At 70.1% G+C, this 16,549-nt stretch carries 12 protein-coding genes, 2 tRNA genes and 1 pseudogene; 1 reads left to right on the forward strand and 14 read right to left on the reverse strand.

The genetic code is table 11. The annotated features are described in order from the left end of the window. Positions 1 to 261: 261 nt before the first annotated feature. The 9 genes from EJC77_RS13280 to EJC77_RS13320 form a co-directional block, all read right to left on the reverse strand. A complete protein-coding gene (locus EJC77_RS13280; protein ID WP_125613426.1) occupies positions 262 to 1,476 on the reverse strand; it encodes an AAA family ATPase in 1,215 nt (404 codons plus the stop codon). 159 nt (positions 1,477 to 1,635) lie between these two features. After that, a tRNA-Met gene (locus EJC77_RS13285) sits at positions 1,636 to 1,709 on the reverse strand. A 63-nt stretch (positions 1,710 to 1,772) separates the two neighbouring features. Beyond that, a tRNA-Thr gene (locus tag EJC77_RS13290) sits at positions 1,773 to 1,844 on the reverse strand. 93 nt (positions 1,845 to 1,937) lie between these two features. Then, on the reverse strand, positions 1,938 to 2,843 hold the full coding sequence (locus tag EJC77_RS20415; RefSeq protein WP_164520414.1) for a hypothetical protein: 906 nt from the start codon (positions 2,841 to 2,843) through the stop codon (positions 1,938 to 1,940). Next, positions 2,840 to 3,160: a PadR family transcriptional regulator gene (locus tag EJC77_RS13300; RefSeq protein ID WP_125613428.1), complete on the reverse strand. Its 321-nt coding sequence runs from the start codon at positions 3,158 to 3,160 to the stop codon at positions 2,840 to 2,842. Before EJC77_RS13300 ends, EJC77_RS20415 begins: the two co-directional genes overlap by 4 nt. Before the next feature lie 99 nt (positions 3,161 to 3,259). Beyond that, positions 3,260 to 4,039, reverse strand: a complete 780-nt coding sequence (locus EJC77_RS13305; RefSeq protein WP_125613430.1) for an MBL fold metallo-hydrolase — start codon at positions 4,037 to 4,039, stop codon at positions 3,260 to 3,262. 160 nt (positions 4,040 to 4,199) lie between these two features. Next, positions 4,200 to 6,125: a DEAD/DEAH box helicase gene (locus tag EJC77_RS13310; RefSeq protein ID WP_205787296.1), complete on the reverse strand. Its 1,926-nt coding sequence runs from the start codon at positions 6,123 to 6,125 to the stop codon at positions 4,200 to 4,202. A gap of 381 nt (positions 6,126 to 6,506) precedes the next feature. Further along, entirely contained in the window at positions 6,507 to 7,295 is a 789-nt protein-coding gene (locus EJC77_RS13315; RefSeq protein ID WP_125613434.1) for an alpha/beta fold hydrolase, read from the reverse strand. 216 nt (positions 7,296 to 7,511) lie between these two features. After that, positions 7,512 to 8,231 (reverse strand): MOSC domain-containing protein, encoded by a 720-nt coding sequence (locus EJC77_RS13320; RefSeq protein WP_125613436.1) that lies wholly within the window; start codon positions 8,229 to 8,231, stop codon positions 7,512 to 7,514. Between EJC77_RS13320 and EJC77_RS13325 the strand changes: the two genes are divergently transcribed. Then, positions 8,230 to 10,152 carry a glycogen debranching N-terminal domain-containing protein gene (locus EJC77_RS13325; protein WP_125613438.1) on the forward strand — a complete coding sequence of 641 codons (1,923 nt, stop codon included), beginning with the start codon at positions 8,230 to 8,232 and terminating at the stop codon, positions 10,150 to 10,152. The two genes, EJC77_RS13320 and EJC77_RS13325, sit on opposite strands and share 2 nt — an antisense overlap. A gap of 59 nt (positions 10,153 to 10,211) precedes the next feature. Here the strand turns inward: EJC77_RS13325 and EJC77_RS13330 are convergent, their stop codons facing one another. From EJC77_RS13330 to EJC77_RS13350, 5 genes and pseudogenes are all read right to left on the reverse strand, one after another. Next, on the reverse strand, positions 10,212 to 11,684 hold the full coding sequence (locus EJC77_RS13330; protein WP_125613440.1) for an MFS transporter: 1,473 nt from the start codon (positions 11,682 to 11,684) through the stop codon (positions 10,212 to 10,214). 30 nt (positions 11,685 to 11,714) lie between these two features. After that, positions 11,715 to 12,320 (reverse strand): PadR family transcriptional regulator, encoded by a 606-nt coding sequence (locus EJC77_RS13335; protein WP_125613442.1) that lies wholly within the window; start codon positions 12,318 to 12,320, stop codon positions 11,715 to 11,717. A 43-nt stretch (positions 12,321 to 12,363) separates the two neighbouring features. Beyond that, the gene (locus EJC77_RS13340) at positions 12,364 to 13,041 is read right to left on the reverse strand and encodes a response regulator (RefSeq protein ID WP_125613444.1); all 678 of its coding nucleotides are present in this window, start codon (positions 13,039 to 13,041) and stop codon (positions 12,364 to 12,366) included. Further along, positions 13,038 to 15,593 (reverse strand): DUF4118 domain-containing protein, encoded by a 2,556-nt coding sequence (locus EJC77_RS13345; RefSeq protein ID WP_125613446.1) that lies wholly within the window; start codon positions 15,591 to 15,593, stop codon positions 13,038 to 13,040. The genes EJC77_RS13340 and EJC77_RS13345 overlap by 4 nt, the downstream gene beginning before the upstream one ends. 134 nt (positions 15,594 to 15,727) lie before the next feature. Continuing rightward, a pseudogene (locus EJC77_RS13350) lies at positions 15,728 to 16,458 on the reverse strand (SDR family oxidoreductase). Positions 16,459 to 16,549: the final 91 nt, after the last annotated feature.

Below are 16,549 nucleotides of genomic sequence, written 5' to 3' on the forward strand. Positions count from 1 at the left end.
CCGATGCGTAGACGTTTCCGCCCAATCGAATACGACGAAGGCCCCGGCTGGAGCACGACTGGCCGGGGCCTGCTCGGCTCACTGTGTCAGGAGCCAGGGAACTGCTGGAAGCATGTGGGCCTGAATATTCACATGCTGGCCAGGGGTTCCCCTGCTTTGACAGCCCAATCCAGATCATCGCACCATTCATGGCGCTGGGCACTCGCGAACAATTTCGCAGAAGCCCGGCGCCATGTCCTGGCTCCTAGAGGTCCAGATCGGTCAACGCCGGCTGGCTTCCCCATTTTCCAGCCTCTTCGCCCGTCTGCCCAGATACTCGTGAAACTTCGGCGCCGTGTATTCATACTGTCCTTTTTGAATTCGGAATACAATCCCCTGTTCCGCCAATCGTCCCATCAAGACGTTGACATTTCCTTCAGTCTTGCCCGAATGCACATGAATATCTGACGTCTTGAGCGGAGGATAGTTGCACAGTCCGGTGCGCGACAACAGGTCGGACTCTGACGGTGTCAGCGTGTCCATGCGGCTGTCGTAGAAGTCTCTGTCGAGACGTTCATAAATGTCCGCCTCAACCGCGTCCAGCAATTCCTGAGAAAGCGATACCGCTCCCACCCCACTCGCGGCATCCCACAGCTCAGCGCCCCACAATTGAATAAAGTATGGATAGCCCTCTACCTCATGAATAACACGGTCGATCAGATCATCGGACGGTTCAATCCCAGTTCCTTCAAGGGGACGCGTGAATGCGTTGCGGGCACTTTCCATGTCAAGGCTGCCTATATCTTCACCACGGAACATCCGCTCACTGTAGGTGCGCGCTTTTTGTATGTTCGCCCGGAGCGTGGGAAGTCCACAGAGAACCAGTGCTAGCGGAAGACCGCTTTCTTGCAGCGCATTGACCGTTGCCACCAACAATGACAGAGGGTGTTCACCGCCACGCGTTTTGTCATCGTGAATAACCTGGGCCTCGTCGAGAAGTAGCACATAACCGGCGCCGCCACTCGCCACGGCGGCCTCTGCTACGTTGTATAGCGCTGTCGCAAGATCCTTCTGGTTGGAGTTCTTGCCCAAGTCGAGGGAAACCTCGACATCCTCCCACGAGACTGAAAGTTTGCCCACAACTGCGGCCGCGATATCGCGAATGCTCTCGCGGATGCGCACTCCCCGGTCGAGTTTGGCGACCATCTGATGCGCTTTGGCGGCCAAACTCTCCGCGATTGCAGACTCAGTGTTGTGCCGAGGTTCCAACTGCATGCGGCTCGCCGACCATCCAAGCCCTGCAGCGTCCTCTTCGAATTTCTTCAAAAGGACGCTCTTGCCTACGCCACGAAGTCCCGTCAGCCGGATGCTCGCCGGAATCTCAGGAGCGGCGGCGAGCGCGGCTGCGAAGCGTCGCCTCTCCTTGTCGCGGCCGGCCAGGAACAGCGGCTGAAGGGCGGCCCCGGGCCGGTATGGGTTCTTGAGAGCGGGAGACATATCAGTCCTTACAGCCAGGTTGTAATTATCGGCAATTCTAACAGACTGGCTGTTGGAACCGATAGGCAAACCTGGTGGCTGAGTTCGTTGGGCACACGTTGGGTTGGGGCCACATAACGAAAGCAGGCCAGGAGCCAATCGGCCCCTGACCTGCGTCGGTAGCGGTGGGGAGGCTCGATCTCCCGACCTCACGATTATGAGTCGTGCGCTCTAACCAACTGAGCTACACCGCCACGAATGGGCAAGGTCCGTGCTTCGCCGGCCAAAACCGCCTTGACACGGACCCTTCCATTCAGAGCCCCCCACCGGAATCGATCCGGTGACCTCGTTCTTACCAAGAACGCGCTCTACCACTGAGCTAGGGGGGCAACGAGAGAATACTTTACCAGCGGTTTTCTCGGATGCGAAATCGGCCGGGGCATACCCCGCCGCACCCCCGATTGCCGCGGAATCCCGGGGTTCTACGCCGCCGGGCGGGCCACGCTCGGCATACCCCGTGAAGCGCTGGCCAGGGCGACGGCGGCGGCCCCGGCGGCGACGCCGACGACCAGTGCCGCCACGGTCACGTCGAAGGCGCCAAACTCGCCGGAGACGGCCAGCAGCACCACGGCCCCGGCGGTCGCGGCGGCCGTAACGGCTAGCAGTATGCCCAGAGGTAACGCCAGGTATCCGGCCGGCCGCAGCGCCCGCGCGTCCGGCCGCGCACGCCGGATGACTTCCACCGGCGCCAGCCCCGCGACGATGAGTGTGGCGAGCATCGACACGGCCCACGCCAGCGTGGCCGCGCCGAATCCGGCGGGAAAAGCCTCTGCCGGCGGTTGCGCCGGATATGCGGTCCGCCACAGGGCCAGGACCCCGGCTCCGGACACATCCAGGCCCAGCAGCACCGCGAGCAGCACCAGGGGGCGCCACACGGCCCATCCCCGGCCCTGGTCCCGGCTCCGCCGGCTGGCGCGGACCACGGACGCGAGGATCGGAAGCGCCGCCACGAACGCCACGACGCATCCGGCCGCGGCCGCCCACCCGGCGACGGCCAGCAGCCCCGCAACCCCCGTGGCCACATGGGCCGGCCTCGGGTCGAGCAGCCAGCGGTTCACCGCCGCCGAGACAAGGAATCCGGCGCACCACGCCACCCAGACCATGCTGACGCTCGCCTGGACGCGGCGCCGGGCCGGCTCACCGCCCGCCGCGCAAGCCCGCGGGCCACGGATCCACTGCCTGGCGGCACCGGCGAAGAGGTCGACCACCATGGCGCCGTCGGCGCCGGAGTCTTCCACCAGCGCACGCAGTTCGTCGCCGTAGCGTTCCATGAACGACGGCGGATAGCTCGCCAGTGCGCGTCGCGCCCACCACGCCGAGGCGCTCACGCCGTCGCCGCCCTGAGCCGGGCGCCGGCCACCTTGCTGAACTTGTCGAGCGCGGCGAGCCTGGCGCGCAGCGTCTGCGTGCCCGCGGCCGTGATGGCGTAGGGCCGGCGGGCACCGTCCGCGGGCAGCGCCACGATGAGCCCCTGGCCCTCCAGCCGGGCAAGCGCCCCATACAACGTGCCGGGGCCGAGCTCGATGCCGGCGTTGGCCGCGATGTCGGCCGTCATGGAATAGCCGTGCCGGGGGCCGCCGGCCAGACTGCCCAGGACCAACAGGCCGGGGTCCGACCACTCGGCATTGTCCCTGCGACGGGCCATGGACACCACCACCTTCGTCCCCGCGCAATACGCACCAGGTACTACGCCATACGTAATAGTGGCCCCACGCTACACCCGCCGGCGCCCCGCGTCGACCCCTCAGCCGGTGAACGGCCGGTAGTTCGCCGGCTGGACGTCCCCCACGGCCAGCCCGTTCGGGACATCCAGCCACGGCCCGTGGCCGGGCAGCACACACCCCACCGATTCGGTCCCAAGCGCCCGGGCCGCGGCAGGAACCCCGGCCGGGTCGGCATGGAACTGGCGGGGCAGGTACTGCGGTCCGGACCACGGACTCAGCGGATGGCCGCCGATGACGACGTCGCCACTGGCCAGCACGCCGGCCGCGCGGAACAGGTATCCCGTGTGCCCGGCAGTGTGGCCACCCGTCAGGATGGGTTCCGGCGCACCCGGCAGGGCGGCCGGGGTCACGCCGTCACCGAATGCCCGGACGGCCGGCGTGGCCACGCCGGCCAATCCCCCGGCGCGCAGGGCGTGGACGGCCCAGCGGGCCACCCGAGGGTACAGCAGCCGCCAACCGAGGTCCGCGATCGTGACCTGTTCGGTGATCTCCCGGCGGACATTGGCAAGCTCGCGTTGGTGCGCGAACACCGGTACACCCTGCGCGGCCAGGAACGCGGCCGAGCCGATGTGGTCCGAATGCCCGTGCGTGACGAGCAGGCCCGCACAATCGGCCACGTCGCGGCCCAGCGCCGCGAAAGAGGCCAGCAGCCCGTCCCGGTCCCCGGGATAGCCGGTGTCCACGAGCGTGAAGCGCCGGGAGCCGGGCTCGGTCGCGATGACCCAGTTGGCGGCCGGCCCCTCGACGAAGAAGATGCCCGGCCGGACCTCCGTCAGTGCGTGCTCAACGGTCCAGGCCATCGCTGCCCTCCTTATCTCCTACGTGGACAGACAAGGGTCTCGCTCCCCAGCCGCTCCCCACCCTCGCAAGCTCGGTCGGGGCCCCTCGCGGCCGTGGGCCCAAGCTCGACCACCGGTGGTCGAGCTTGCCAGACCCTTGTCTGTCAGCTGGAAGTGGTGGTTACCACTTGCCCTTGCGGTTGAAGTCCCGGCTGCCGGCCTCGCTGCCGTGGCGCGGGCGGCGGTCGCCGCCGCCGTGGCCCGTGTGGCCCTGGCCGCGATCGCCCCGGTCGAAGCCACGGTCATTGCCGCGCTCGAAGCCCCGGTCTCCACGGTCGTTCCCACCGCGGTAGCCGCCGCGGTCGCCGTCGAACTTCTTCTTGAAGCCGCCCTGGCCGCGGCCCTTGAACCCGCCGCCGGACGGGCGCCGGCCGTTGTCCAGCTCCAGGTTGATGAGCTCGCCACCGATGCGGGTCCGGCTCAGGGCCTGCCACTGGTCCTTCGACAGGTCCGCCGGCAGTTCGACGAGGCTGTGGTCGGAGCGGATGTCGATGCCGCCGATTTGCGACGACGACAGCCCGCCCTCGTTCGCGATGGCGCCGACGATCGAGCCGGGGAGCACGCGCTGGCGGCGGCCCACGGCAATGCGGTACGTGGCGTTGCCCTCGGTCAGCGTCCGCGACGGGCCGCGCGAGCCGAAGCCGTCCTTGTTCCGTTCGCGCTTCTGGAATTCCGGCGCGGCCGGCAAGTCCTGGACGAGCAGCGGCTGGCCGCCCTGGGCCATGACGGCCAGCGCGGCGGCGATCTCCGCGGCCGGGACGTCATGCTCTTCCTCGTAGCCGGCGATGAGGTCGCGGAACTTGGAGACATCCTCGCTGGCCAGCGTCTCGGTGATCCGTTCGGCGAACTTGCCCAGGCGCAGGTTGTTGATGGTCTCGGCGCTGGGCAGGTGCATCTGCTCCACCGGCTGGCGCGTGGCCTTCTCGATGGCGCGCAGCAGGTACTTCTCGCGCGGGGTCATGAACAGGATCGCGTCGCCGGAGCGGCCGGCGCGGCCCGTGCGGCCGATGCGGTGCACGTACGACTCGGTGTCGTGCGGGATGTCGTAGTTGATGACGTGCGTGATGCGCTCCACGTCCAGGCCGCGGGCGGCGACGTCGGTGGCGACCAGGACGTCGATCCTGCCGTTGCGCAACGCCTCGACGGTGCGCTCGCGCTGCTGCTGCGGGATGTCGCCGTTGATGGCGGCGGCCTGGAAGCCGCGCGACTTGAGCTTGTCCGCCAGGTCCTCGGTGGCCATCTTGGTGCGCACGAACGCGATGACGCCGTCGAAGTCCTCGACCTCGAGCACGCGGGTCATGGCGTCCAGCTTGTGCGGGCCCATGACCTGCAGGTAACGCTGGCGGGTGTTGGCGCCCGTGGTGGTCTTGGACTTGACCGTGACCTCGGCCGGGTTGTTCAGGTACTGCTTGGAGATGCGGCGGATCTGGCCCGGCATCGTGGCTGAGAACAGGGCCACCTGCTTCTCCGCCGGCGTCTGGGACAGGATCTGCTCGACGTCCTCGGCGAAGCCCATGCGCAGCATCTCGTCGGCCTCGTCCAGCACCAGGTACTGCAGGTTGGACAGGTCCAGGGAGCCCTTGGACAGGTGGTCGATCACGCGGCCGGGCGTGCCGACGACCACCTGGGCGCCGCGGCGCAGGCCGGCCAGCTGCGGGCCGTAGGCCGAGCCGCCGTAGACGGGCAGCACGGTGAACTCGTCGAGGTACTTGGCGTAGGACGTGAACGCCTCGGCAACCTGCAGGGCCAGTTCGCGCGTCGGGGCCAGCACCAGGACCTGGGTGGCCTTGGTTGGGCCGTTCACTTCGGCCAGCTCGGCCATGCGGGACAGGGCCGGGACGGCGAACGCGGCGGTCTTGCCGGTGCCGGTCTGGGCCAGGCCGACAACGTCGCGACCCTCGAGCAGCAGCGGGATGGTGGCCGCCTGGATGGGCGAGGGCTTCTCGTAGCCGACGTCGCTCAGGGCGGACAGCACGCGGGCGTCGATGCCGAGGTCGGCGAAAGTGGTTTCCTGCTCCTCGGCGGAGTCGGTGTGGTTTTCGGGCATTTCGGGCAATTCGGGCATGGAAATGATGTCCTCATTCATAGGGCCGGGCGGCAAGGTGCCGCATGACAAGGAAATCCAGCCGCAATAGGCATCCCGGGGCCGGACTTCCGCGCCATGGCTCCGTTCTCACGGACCGGGCGCCGACGGGTGTCGGCGCCGCTTGGCGATTTCTTTGCCGGCAATCCCCTATGAACGTTCTTGCCCGCCGTCAGATGCGCGGGCCCCATACACTTCGCCACTCCTGCCTCAAATATTGGGCAGGAAGATAAATCAAGGAGATACCGGAGTGGGGGATAGTTAAAGTGTAGGGCATAGGCTACAGTCCCCCGCGCACTTCGCTCGGCGATCACGGGTGAGGTTGGCCACAGGCGCCGGACGAGGCTACCGGGGCGCCTTCACGAACGCGGCCAGCTCGGCCGCCATCGGAACCGGATCCCACGTGTGGTTCGCCCCCGGCATCCGCTTGTGCGTGGCGCCGGGGATCGCCGCGACGATCGCCTCCGCGGCAGTCAGCATGACGGGGTACGTCTCTTCACCCGTCATCACCTGCACGGGCACGTTGATCCCCGAGAACAGCTCCGCGAGGGGCGCCGATTCCGCCCAGGCGAGCGACTCGGCGTCGGGCCGGTGACTGACCACCTGGGACACCATGGTCGGGAAGACCGGCGACGTACGTGCGTTCGCCAGGAACTCCGGCGGCATGTCCTTCATGTAGTGGACCAGGGCGCCCTCGAGATCACCGGCGCTGATCCGGCGGTCCACCTCGTCCGCCCATTCACGCGCGCCCCCGCCCTCGGGACCCAGCGGCGCCTCCCACAAGGCCAGCCCGTCGACGGGCAGCCCGGATGCGGCCGCGGCCAGGGCGATGGAGCAGCCGGAGGAATGCCCGCACAGCACGGCGCTGCCGCCGGCCGCCTCGACCAGGGCCGCGACGGCGGCCAGCTCACGGTCCAGGTCAATCCGTCCGTCGACCCGGCTCTCGCCACGGCCCAACCGGTCGTAGACGATGGCCGTGATGCCGTGGCGGGCGGCCACCTGCGCCGTTTCCGTGGTCCACGGATCGATCGCCCGAAACGGCCCGGCCCCGGCAATGAAGATCAATGCCGGTCCGGCGCCAAAGCGATCGTAGGCGACCCTGTCGCCGACCGTCGAGGTTGCGTGCTCGCTCACGTGCCCAACCCCGTCCGGTCATGCGGTTGGGGCGCAGGTGGCGTCCTGTGAATTGCTGATCCGGGTGACGCGTCGGCCATGGTGGGTCCTTTCGAGGTGACCGTGGGGGTCCGCTTGTCGGTGCGACTCCCTCGATCCTAGGGCCACCGTGGCGACGGCAACAGGGGTACAGGTTGGCGACCGTGCCCGGCGTTCAGGCCGCCCGCATCCCGGCCTTCAGGCGTCCCGGCGCAGTATCCGTTCGAAATACGGCCAGTAGTGCCCGGCCAGGGTGAGTTCGCCGGCGTCATGCAGGCCCTGCAGCGTGCGCACATCGGCCACGGTCGGGGCGGAGAAGAACTTCCCCACGGTGATGCCGTGCGCGGGCCGGTGCTCCACGACGATCGGGTCCCCGGCCGCCAGCGTGCCGCGTTCGAGCACCCGTAGATATGTGCCGACCAGGCCGATCTCGGTGAACCGGCGCACCCACTGCGGTTCGCCCATGCGGTGGGCGAAGGTGGCGCACGGGACCCGCGGCGAGGTGACCTCCAGCAACACGTCGGCGCCGATCCGCCACCGCTCGCCGATCACCGCGCCGGTGGCGTCGATCCCGTCGATGCGCAGGTTCTCGCCGAACAGCCCGGGCGGGATGTCGCGGCCGAGTTCCCCGGCCCAGTAGTCGGCGTCGTCCTGCGAGTAGGCGTACACGGCCTGGTCACTGCCGCCGTGGTTCTCCCTGTCGGCCTGCACGTCGCCGAACAGGCCCAGCGGCAGCACCCTGACCGGCCCGTCGACGGGACGCTTGTCGATCGCCGTCACGCCGGGACTGCCGGAAAACGGCAACAGCTGGTGCACACGGCAGACGGCCAGGACCGTGCCCCGCGTGGGCCGCTGGTAGTGGTTCACCCCTCCACGGTACTGGAAGCCGACCGGGTGCGGTCCGTACGCTCGTGCCATGGACTCCGTGCCCCGGCAGCCGCTGCTGCACGACCTCGACGTCACCCTGTGCGCCCCGTTGCAATGTTGGTCCGGCCGGGACGGCAATATCACCGGCCGCGGCGTGACCGGCGTGCACTTCGGCGACGTCCGCGTGCTGTGCCGCGCCCGGATCCTGGTCGATGGCGAGGCGCCCGAGCCGCTCGGTGCCGTGGCGGCCTCGTCCACGGCGGCGCACTACGCGTACGTCATCCGGTCGCGCCAGGGTGCCGAGCAGGACCCGCTGCTGCGGCTCGACCGGCGGCGCAGCGTCGACGGGACCCGGTGGCGGGAGGCGTTCACCCTGTCGTCGGATCTGGACGGACCCGTCGTCGTCGAACTTGCCCTGCTGCTCGCCGCGGACCTGGCCGGGCAATCCGTGGTGCGCAACGGCGCAACCGCCGCCCTCGTGCCCGGGGCGCCGGCCCCCGGCGGCTGGCGGTGGGACGACGGCGCGGGGCTGGCAGTAACGCTGGCCGCCCCCGGCGCCCGGTTGTCGGTGACGGACGACGGCGGCGTCGCGGCACGCTGGCGGCTCACCGTGGAGCCGGGCCGGCCGGCGGGCGTGGCCGTGTCCCTGGACCTGGCCGACTCGCTGGCCAAGATGCGGGCGGCCTCGAGCCCCCGGCCCGCTGTCACGGCGGATTCGCTGGCGGCGGGGATCCCGGACCGCCGGGCGCTGCGGCTGGCCCGCCGGGCCCTGGACGACGTCACCGCGTTTCGGCTGGAACCCGTGCCCGGACGCACGCCCGCACAGGCAACCGGTCCGCGCACGTTCCTGGCCGCCGGGGCGCCCTGGTACCTGACCCTGTTCGGCCGGGACGCGCTGTGGGCGGCCCGGCTGCTGCTGCCCGTGGACCCGTCGCTGGCGGCCGGCACCCTGCGCGTGCTGGCCGACTACCAGGGCGCCGCCGTCGACCCGTTGACAGGCGAACAGCCCGGGAAGATCCTGCACGAGGTGCGGCGCACGGCCTTGACGCTGCCGGGCGAGAATTCCGGTGCCGGGCTGCATGTGCCGGAGGTGTATTACGGCACGATCGACGCGACACCGCTGTGGATCATCACGCTGCACGAGGCGTTCCTGGCCGGCATGGCGCGTGACGAGGTCGGCGCCCTGATAGGGGCCTGCCGACGGGCGCTGGCCTGGCTGCGCGACCACGGCGACGGTTTCCTCAAGTACTTCGACGCGTCCGGGACCGGGCTGGCCAACCAGGGCTGGAAGGATTCGGGTGCGGCGATCCGGTTCCGTGACGGGCGGCGCGCCGAGGGCCCGGTGGCGCTCGTGGAGGTGCAGGCGTACGCGTACCAGGCCGCGCTGGCGGGCGCCTCCCTGCTGGACGAGTTCGGCAGGCCGGGCGCCGCGGGCTGGCGGTCCTGGGCCGCCCGGCTGGCCGAGAGGTTCCATGCGTCTTTCTGGTGCGACGACGCCTCCGGGCCGTACTTGGCGCTGGCCCTGGACGGGGACGGGAAGCGGGTGGACGGGCTGGCCAGCAACATGGGGCACGTGCTGGGCACCGGCATCCTGGACGCCGGGCAGGCCCGGTCCGTGGCGCAGCGGCTCATGTCCCCGGCGCTCTTTTCCGGGCACGGGCTGCGGACGCTGGCGTCGGACAACGGCGGCTACTGGCCGCTGCGCTACCACTGCGGGTCGGTGTGGGCGCACGATACGGCGATCGCGATCCGGGGCCTGCTGGCCGAGGGATACCCGGATGCCGCCCGGCGCCTGGCCGCCGGGTTGCTGGACGCCGCCGAGTCGTTCGGTTACCGCCTGCCGGAGCTGTTCTCGGGCGAGCCGGCGGATTCCGGCGTCCCCGTCCCCTACCCCTCATCGTGCCGCCCGCAAGCATGGGCGAGCGCCGCCGTCGTGCCGGTCCTCACCGCCCTTCGCCGAATCCAACTGTGACGCGGTAAGTGCTGGAAATCCGCGGATTCTCAGCACCTACCGCGTCACAGTTGGGGACGCTAGACGGACAGTGAGGGCTCCAGCTCCGCCTCGGGCGCCTCGACCTCGGACGCCCACCGCGGCAGGAAGCTGGCGGCGAGCGCGGCCAGCACCATGCCGCCGGCCATCAGCCACATGGTGGAGGAAAACCCGTCGATGAACACGCCGGCCTTGCCGTGCGCGGTGCTGGCGGAAATCCCGTTGAAGAACAGCGTGCCCACGACGGCCACGCCCAGCGCCCCGGCCAACTGCCCGGTCGTATTGAACAGCCCGGAGGCGGGGCCGGCGAATTTCACCGGGACCTCGGAGAGCACGAAGATGCCCACGGGCGCCACCACCATGCCGAACCCCGCGCCGCTGAGCGCCAACCCGGCGATGAGGTGCCACGGCGTGACCGCCCCGCCGTTGGCGTGCACGGTCGCGATGATGACCACGAAGCCGGCCGCGACGACCAGCGGCCCCAGCTGCAACACCACCCGGCCGATCTTCTTCGCCAGGATCGCCGCGGACAGCCCGGCCAGCACGGGCACCATGAGCGAGAACGGGAGCATGGTCAGGCCCGCCTTCAGGATCGGGTAATCGAGGCCGACCTGCAGGAACAGCGTCTGGATGAGGAAGAACCCGTGCATGGGGATGAAGAACAGGAACATCATCGCGATGCCGGCGGCGAACGACCTGCTGCGGAACAGCGAGATGGGCACCAGCGGCTCCCCGCCACGGCGCTCCTCGCGGCGCTGCAGCAGCACGAACCCGACCAGCACCAGCAGGCCGAAGCCCAGCATGAGGAACGTCCACAGCGGCCAGTTCTCCTCGCGGCCCATGGTCAGCGGGTACAGGATGGCCAGCATGCCCACGGCCAGGAGGACGACGCCGAACGGGTCCAGTTTGTGCCGCTGGGGCGCCCGGGATTCGGGCACGAACTTGCCTGCGCACAGCACGGCGAACACGCCGACGGGCACGTTGACGAAGAAGATGGTCCGCCAGCCCCAGCCGAACAGGTCGGCGTCGGTCAGCACGGCGCCCAGGATGGGCCCGGACACGGCGGCCACGCCGGCCAGCGCGGAATAGCCGGCCATGGCACCGGCACGTTCGGCCGGCTTGTACATGACCTGCAGGCTGGAGAGCACCTGCGGGATCATGGCGGCGGAGGCGAACCCCTGCAACGCGCGGGAGGCGATCAGCATCTCCGGGTTCATGGCGAGCCCGCACAGCACGGAGGACGCGGTGAACACCACGAGGCCGGCGATGAACAACCGTTTGCGGCCGTAGACGTCGCCCAGCCGGGATCCGGTGATCAGGCCGATGGCCAGCGCCAGCGTGTAGGAGGCGACCATCCACTGCAGTTCGGCGTTCTTGGCGCCGAGGGATTGTTCGATGTCAGGTAGCGCCACGTTGACGATCGTGGCGTCCAGCAGTTCCATGAACGATGCCAGGAACAGTGAGACCAGGGCGAACGAGCGTGCTCTGCCGACGGGTGGGGCAGACGATTTCATGCGGATCCTTGTGGGTGGTGTGGGCGCCGGTCAGGTGGCCGGCGGGTCAAATTTTCGGGACAGGTCGGCCAACGTTTCCGGGGTCCAGGTCATTGCCCCCGAGCCCAGGTCGGCCAGGACGGTGTCGAGCCAGCGCAGTTCGGTCTCGTGGACCGCCAGGATCAGCTCGTTGTCCAGCAGCAACAGCCGTGGCAGCGTGTCCCGCTCCGCGGCGAGCTGGCCCCGCATCCCTTCGATGGCCGCGGCCAGGTGCCGGTGCCGCCGGCGCAGCAGCTCGGTCGCCTCGGCGGGCTCCAGCAGTGGCAGGTGCGACAGCGCCGCATGGAACTCGGGGAAGTCGGGCCGCGGCGAGGACAGCATCTCCACCATCCAGCCATGCGCGGCGGACCGACCGGCATCGGTGATCTGGTACACCGACCGTTCGGGCCGGTGGCCCTCGCGGATGGTTTCGCGCACCTCGACCAGGCCGTCCCGGGTCAACCGGTCGATCGTGGCATACAGGCTGGCGCGCTGGCTGACGTTCACCACCTGGTCCTTGCCGCGCAGCGTGAGCAGCTGCTGCATGCGGTACGGGTGCATAGGTGCCTCGGAGAGGAGGGCCAGCACCGCCAAGGCCAGAGGGGAACGCTTTGCCATGACCAAGACACTACTAGTCATTTTATGACTAGTCAAGAAAAGCCTATGGCTGGAACCGGTACCCCATGCCGGGCTCGGTCAACAGGTGCCGCGGCTCGGCCGGGTCACTCTCGAGCTTGCGGCGCAGCTGTGCCATATACACGCGCAGGTAGTGCGATTCCCGCGCGTACGCCGGCCCCCACACCTCGGTCAGCAACTGCTGCTGGCTGACCAGCCGGCCCGGATTGCGCACCAGCAGCTCCAGGATCCCCCACTCGGTGGGCGTCATCCGGACGGGCGAGCCGTTGCGCGTGACCCGCTTGTTCGCCAGGTCCACCTCGAACTCGGCCGTCGTCACGGTCGGGGACTCCACGGCATGCGCACCGGATCGCCGCGTCGCCGCCCGCAGCCGCGCCAGCAGTTCGTCGAGCCCGAACGGCTTCGTCACGTAGTCATCGGCGCCGGCGTCGAGCGCCTCGACCTTGTCGTGCGAGCCGTGCCGGGCGGACAGCACGATGATCGGCACGCTCGTCCACCCGCGCAGCCCGGCGATGACGTCGAGCCCGTCCATGTCCGGCAGGCCAAGGTCAAGCACGACGACGTCAACGGCTTGCGTCTGCGCCGCGCGCAACGCCGTGGTCCCGTCGGGGGCCGCAATGACCTGGTAGCCGTGGGCGTGCAGGTTGATCTGCAGCGCACGCAGGATCTGCGGTTCGTCGTCGACCACCAGCACCGTGCTCATGCCTCCCTCCGACCCGTCACGCCGGTGGACAGCGCCAGCCGGATCATCATGGTCAGCCCGCCGCCCGGCGTCGTCTCCGCTTCCAAAGCCCCGCCCATCGCCTCGGTGAACCCCTTCGCCACGGCCAGCCCGAGCCCCACGCCGGTGCCGCCCTGCGGGCCGTACGAGACGTCGTCGAGTCGTTGGAAGGGTTGGAACATGGCCACCACGTTGCGTGCCGGCACGCCCTTGCCGTGGTCCACGATGCGCAGCTCGCTGGCCGGGCGCCCGTCGATCGTGGCGCTGCCGGTGCCGCCGACCGAGCCGACCAGCACGATCTCCGAGTCCGGCGCGTATTTCAGCGCGTTCTCCACGACGTTCGCGATGACGCGTTCCAGCATGCCGGCGTCCGCCTCCACCGGCGGCATGTTGGCCGGCAGGTCCCGCCGGATCCGGTCCCCCGGCACGCCGCGCAGCGCCTCCGGCAGCACGTCCGCCCACCGCACGGGCCCGAGCACCGGCGACACCAGGTCGGCGCTCAGCCGGGACATGTCGAGCAGGTTGCCCACCAGCGCGTCCATGCGGTCCGCGTAGTGTTCGATCGTGGCCAGCAACTCGGCCTCCTCGGACGGGGCGAATTCGACGTCGTCCTGGCGCAGGCTGCTCACGGCCAGCTTGATGCCGGCCAGGGGCGTGCGCAGGTCGTGCGAGACGGCCCGCAGCACGGAGGTGCGGATCGTGTTGTCCTGGGCCAGCTGGCGGTTCTGCCGCCGGCTGGCGTCCAACGCCTCGCGCTGCTCCAGCGCCATCAGGTGGGCGCCGAACGCGCCGAGCAGCCGCCGGTCGCTGGCGGGCAGGATCGGCCCGGCCAATCCCAGCACCCAGTGCTCTGACACGTCCTCGAGCGTGTCCGCGGCGGCCGGGGAGGATGGCGGGTCCTCCCCGGCCGCGGCCTCCAGCCGCCAGGCGGGCGCGTCGCCGTCCTGGCGGGCGAACAACGCCACGGCGCGCATGCCGAAGTGCTCGCGCACGGTTTCCAGGAACACCTGCACGGTGTCCTGCGAGGCCAGGATGCCGCGCGCCAGCTCGCTCAGCGTGGCCGCCTCGGCCCCCGCCCGGGCCGCCTCCCGCGAGCGCCGCGCCGAGCGGTCCACGGCAAGCGCCACGGCCACCGACACGACCAGGAAGATGCCCAGCGCCAGCAGGTTCTGCGGGTCCGAGATGGTCAACGTGCCCACCGGAGGGGCGGAATAGTAGTTCAACAGCATACTGCTCCACACGGCCGCGACGATCGCCGGCCACAATCCGCCGACCAGCGCGACGGCGATGGCGGCGGCGAACTGCAGCAGCATGGCCAGCGGCAGGGTGAGGCCGCCGGCGGCCGCCTGCATGAGCGCGGGCAGCACGATCGACAGCCCGAACCCGGCCACCAGGCGCCGGGCGTTCCGGGTGGCGCGGGCGCGGCGCGGCAGCCCGGAACCGGCCAGCGGGTGCGGGACCATGTGCACGTCGATGTCGCCGGCGTCGCGCACCACGCGGGAGCCGATGCCGGGGCCGGCCAGGACCCCGGACAGGACACCGGGCAGCGCCCGGCGCCGGGACAGGCCGATGACGATCTGCGTGGCCCCGACGCTGCGGGCGAAGTCGAGCAGCGCGGCGGCCGGGTCGTCTCCGCCGACCGAATGGTAGGTGCCGCCCAGGTCGGTGACGAGCTGGCGTTGCGATTCGAGGGCCTGCGGCGCATCGCCGGCCACGCCGTCGGAGCGCGGCACGTGCACGGCCAGCAATTCCCCGCCGCTGACCCGGCTGAGGATGCGCGCGGCCCGGCGCAGCAGCACCTCCCCCTCGGCGCCGCCGGTCAACCCGACCACGACGCGTTCCCGCGTGGGCCAGCTGGCCTCGATGCCGTGCGTCTGCCGGTACCGGGCCACGCCCTCCTCGACCCGGTCGGCCAGCCACAGCAGCGCCAGCTCGCGCAGCGCCGTCAGGTTGCCCAGGCGGAAGTAGTTGGCCATGGCCGCATCGACCCGGTCGGGCCGGTACACGAGCCCGTCGGCCAGCCGCTGGCGCAGCAGCTCCGGCGGGATGTCGACGAGTTCGATCTGGTCCGCCCGGCGCACGACGTCGTCCGGCACGGTCTCCTGCTGCCGGACGCCGGTGATGGTTTCCACGACGTCGCCCAGGGATGCCAGATGCTGGACGTTGACGGTCGAGTACACGTCGATGCCGGCGGCCAGCAGTTCCTCGACGTCCTGCCACCGCTTGGCGTTGTGCACGCCGGGGACGTTGGAGTGCGCGTACTCGTCCACCAGGGCCAGGGCGGGCCGGCGGCGCAGCAGCGCGGCCACGTCCAGCTCCTCGAAGGTGGCGCCGCGATGGTCCACCGTGGCCGTGGGTACCCGTTCCAGCCCGGCGGCCAGTGCCCGGATGGGCCCACGCCCGTGGTCCATGACGATGCCGGCCACGACGTCCACGCCGGCGCCCGCCTGCACATGCCCCTCCTCGAGCATGGCGTAGGTCTTCCCCACCCCGGGTGCGGCCCCCAGGAAGATCCGCAACACTCCGCGCGTCATGGGTTCATTGTCGCAGGCGGGCGCGGATCTGCTCCCCGCGGCCGACGTCGCCTTGCCTGTCCGTCAATTCCCCAGATGATGCAGGTTCCGGCGGCCCCAACGCGAATTATCTGGGGAATTGCGCCGGGGCCCGGCTACGCCGAGAAGCCGCCGTCGGCCTTGATGAGCTGGCCGCTGACCCATCGGCCGCCGGGCGAGAGCAGGAACGCGACCACCGGGGCCACATCCGCCGGGGTGCCCGGCCGCCCGCCCGGGTGCCTGGCGGCCAGGTTGTCGCGCGTCGCCGCGTCCATCCAGCCGGTGTCGATCGGGCCCGGGTTGAGCACGTTGGCGCTGATGGCCCGCCCGCCAAGTTCCCGGGCGGCAGCGATCACGATCCTGTCGAGCGCACCCTTGGACGCGCCGTACGGGAGGTTGAACGCCGTGTGGTCACTGGTCAGCGCGACGATCGCGCCGCCGTCGTCCGTCACCTGCCGCGCGAACGCGGCGATCAGCTGCCATGCGGCGCGCGCATTGACGGCGAAGTGCCGCTCGAAGCTGTCCAGCGACGTGTCCAGGAGGGTTGAATCGACGGATTCGGCGTGCGAGAGCACCATGCCCTGCAGCGGGCCCATGTCCGCATTGACCCGGGCCATGAGGTCGCCGGCGCCTCCGGGGTCGGTGAAATCCGCCTGGTAGGTGCGCACGCGCACACCGACCGTTCCCCGACCAGGGACGATACGTCGTCGGGCCGCACACCCCACGGCATGTGGGCGTCATAGTCCTGCCAGTAGGCCAGGGCCAGGTCCCAGCCGTCCGCGGCCAGGCGGCGGGCGATCCCGGCCAATCGGCCGACGCCCGTGATGAGTGCGATCTTGCGCTTCATGGCCCAGCGTACGGGCCGCGCGGCGCTACGGGCCGGCGATTTGCGGTGGGCTAGGTTGGGAAGCAGCGCGCCCCGCGCACGCATCGATCGA

The organism is Specibacter cremeus (assembly GCF_003946885.1).
GTDB lineage: Bacteria > Actinomycetota > Actinomycetes > Actinomycetales > Micrococcaceae > Specibacter > Specibacter cremeus.

Excerpts from the sequence above, each read along its gene's own strand:
- EJC77_RS13280 (WP_125613426.1), bottom strand. The coding sequence starts at position 1,476 with ATGTCTCCCGCTCTCAAGAACCCATACCGGCCCGGGGCCGCCCTTCAG.
- EJC77_RS13300 (WP_125613428.1), bottom strand. The coding sequence starts at position 3,160 with ATGGCCCGTCGCAGGGACAATGCCGAGTGGTCGGACCCCGGCCTGTTG.
- EJC77_RS13305 (WP_125613430.1), bottom strand. The coding sequence starts at position 4,039 with ATGGCCTGGACCGTTGAGCACGCACTGACGGAGGTCCGGCCGGGCATC.
- EJC77_RS13310 (WP_205787296.1), bottom strand. The coding sequence starts at position 6,125 with ATGCCCGAAAACCACACCGACTCCGCCGAGGAGCAGGAAACCACTTTC.
- EJC77_RS13325 (WP_125613438.1), top strand. The coding sequence starts at position 8,230 with ATGGACTCCGTGCCCCGGCAGCCGCTGCTGCACGACCTCGACGTCACC.
- EJC77_RS13320 (WP_125613436.1), bottom strand. The coding sequence starts at position 8,231 with ATGGCACGAGCGTACGGACCGCACCCGGTCGGCTTCCAGTACCGTGGA.
- EJC77_RS13330 (WP_125613440.1), bottom strand. The coding sequence starts at position 11,684 with ATGAAATCGTCTGCCCCACCCGTCGGCAGAGCACGCTCGTTCGCCCTG.
- EJC77_RS13335 (WP_125613442.1), bottom strand. The coding sequence starts at position 12,320 with ATGGCAAAGCGTTCCCCTCTGGCCTTGGCGGTGCTGGCCCTCCTCTCC.
- EJC77_RS13340 (WP_125613444.1), bottom strand. The coding sequence starts at position 13,041 with ATGAGCACGGTGCTGGTGGTCGACGACGAACCGCAGATCCTGCGTGCG.
- EJC77_RS13345 (WP_125613446.1), bottom strand. The coding sequence starts at position 15,593 with ATGACGCGCGGAGTGTTGCGGATCTTCCTGGGGGCCGCACCCGGGGTG.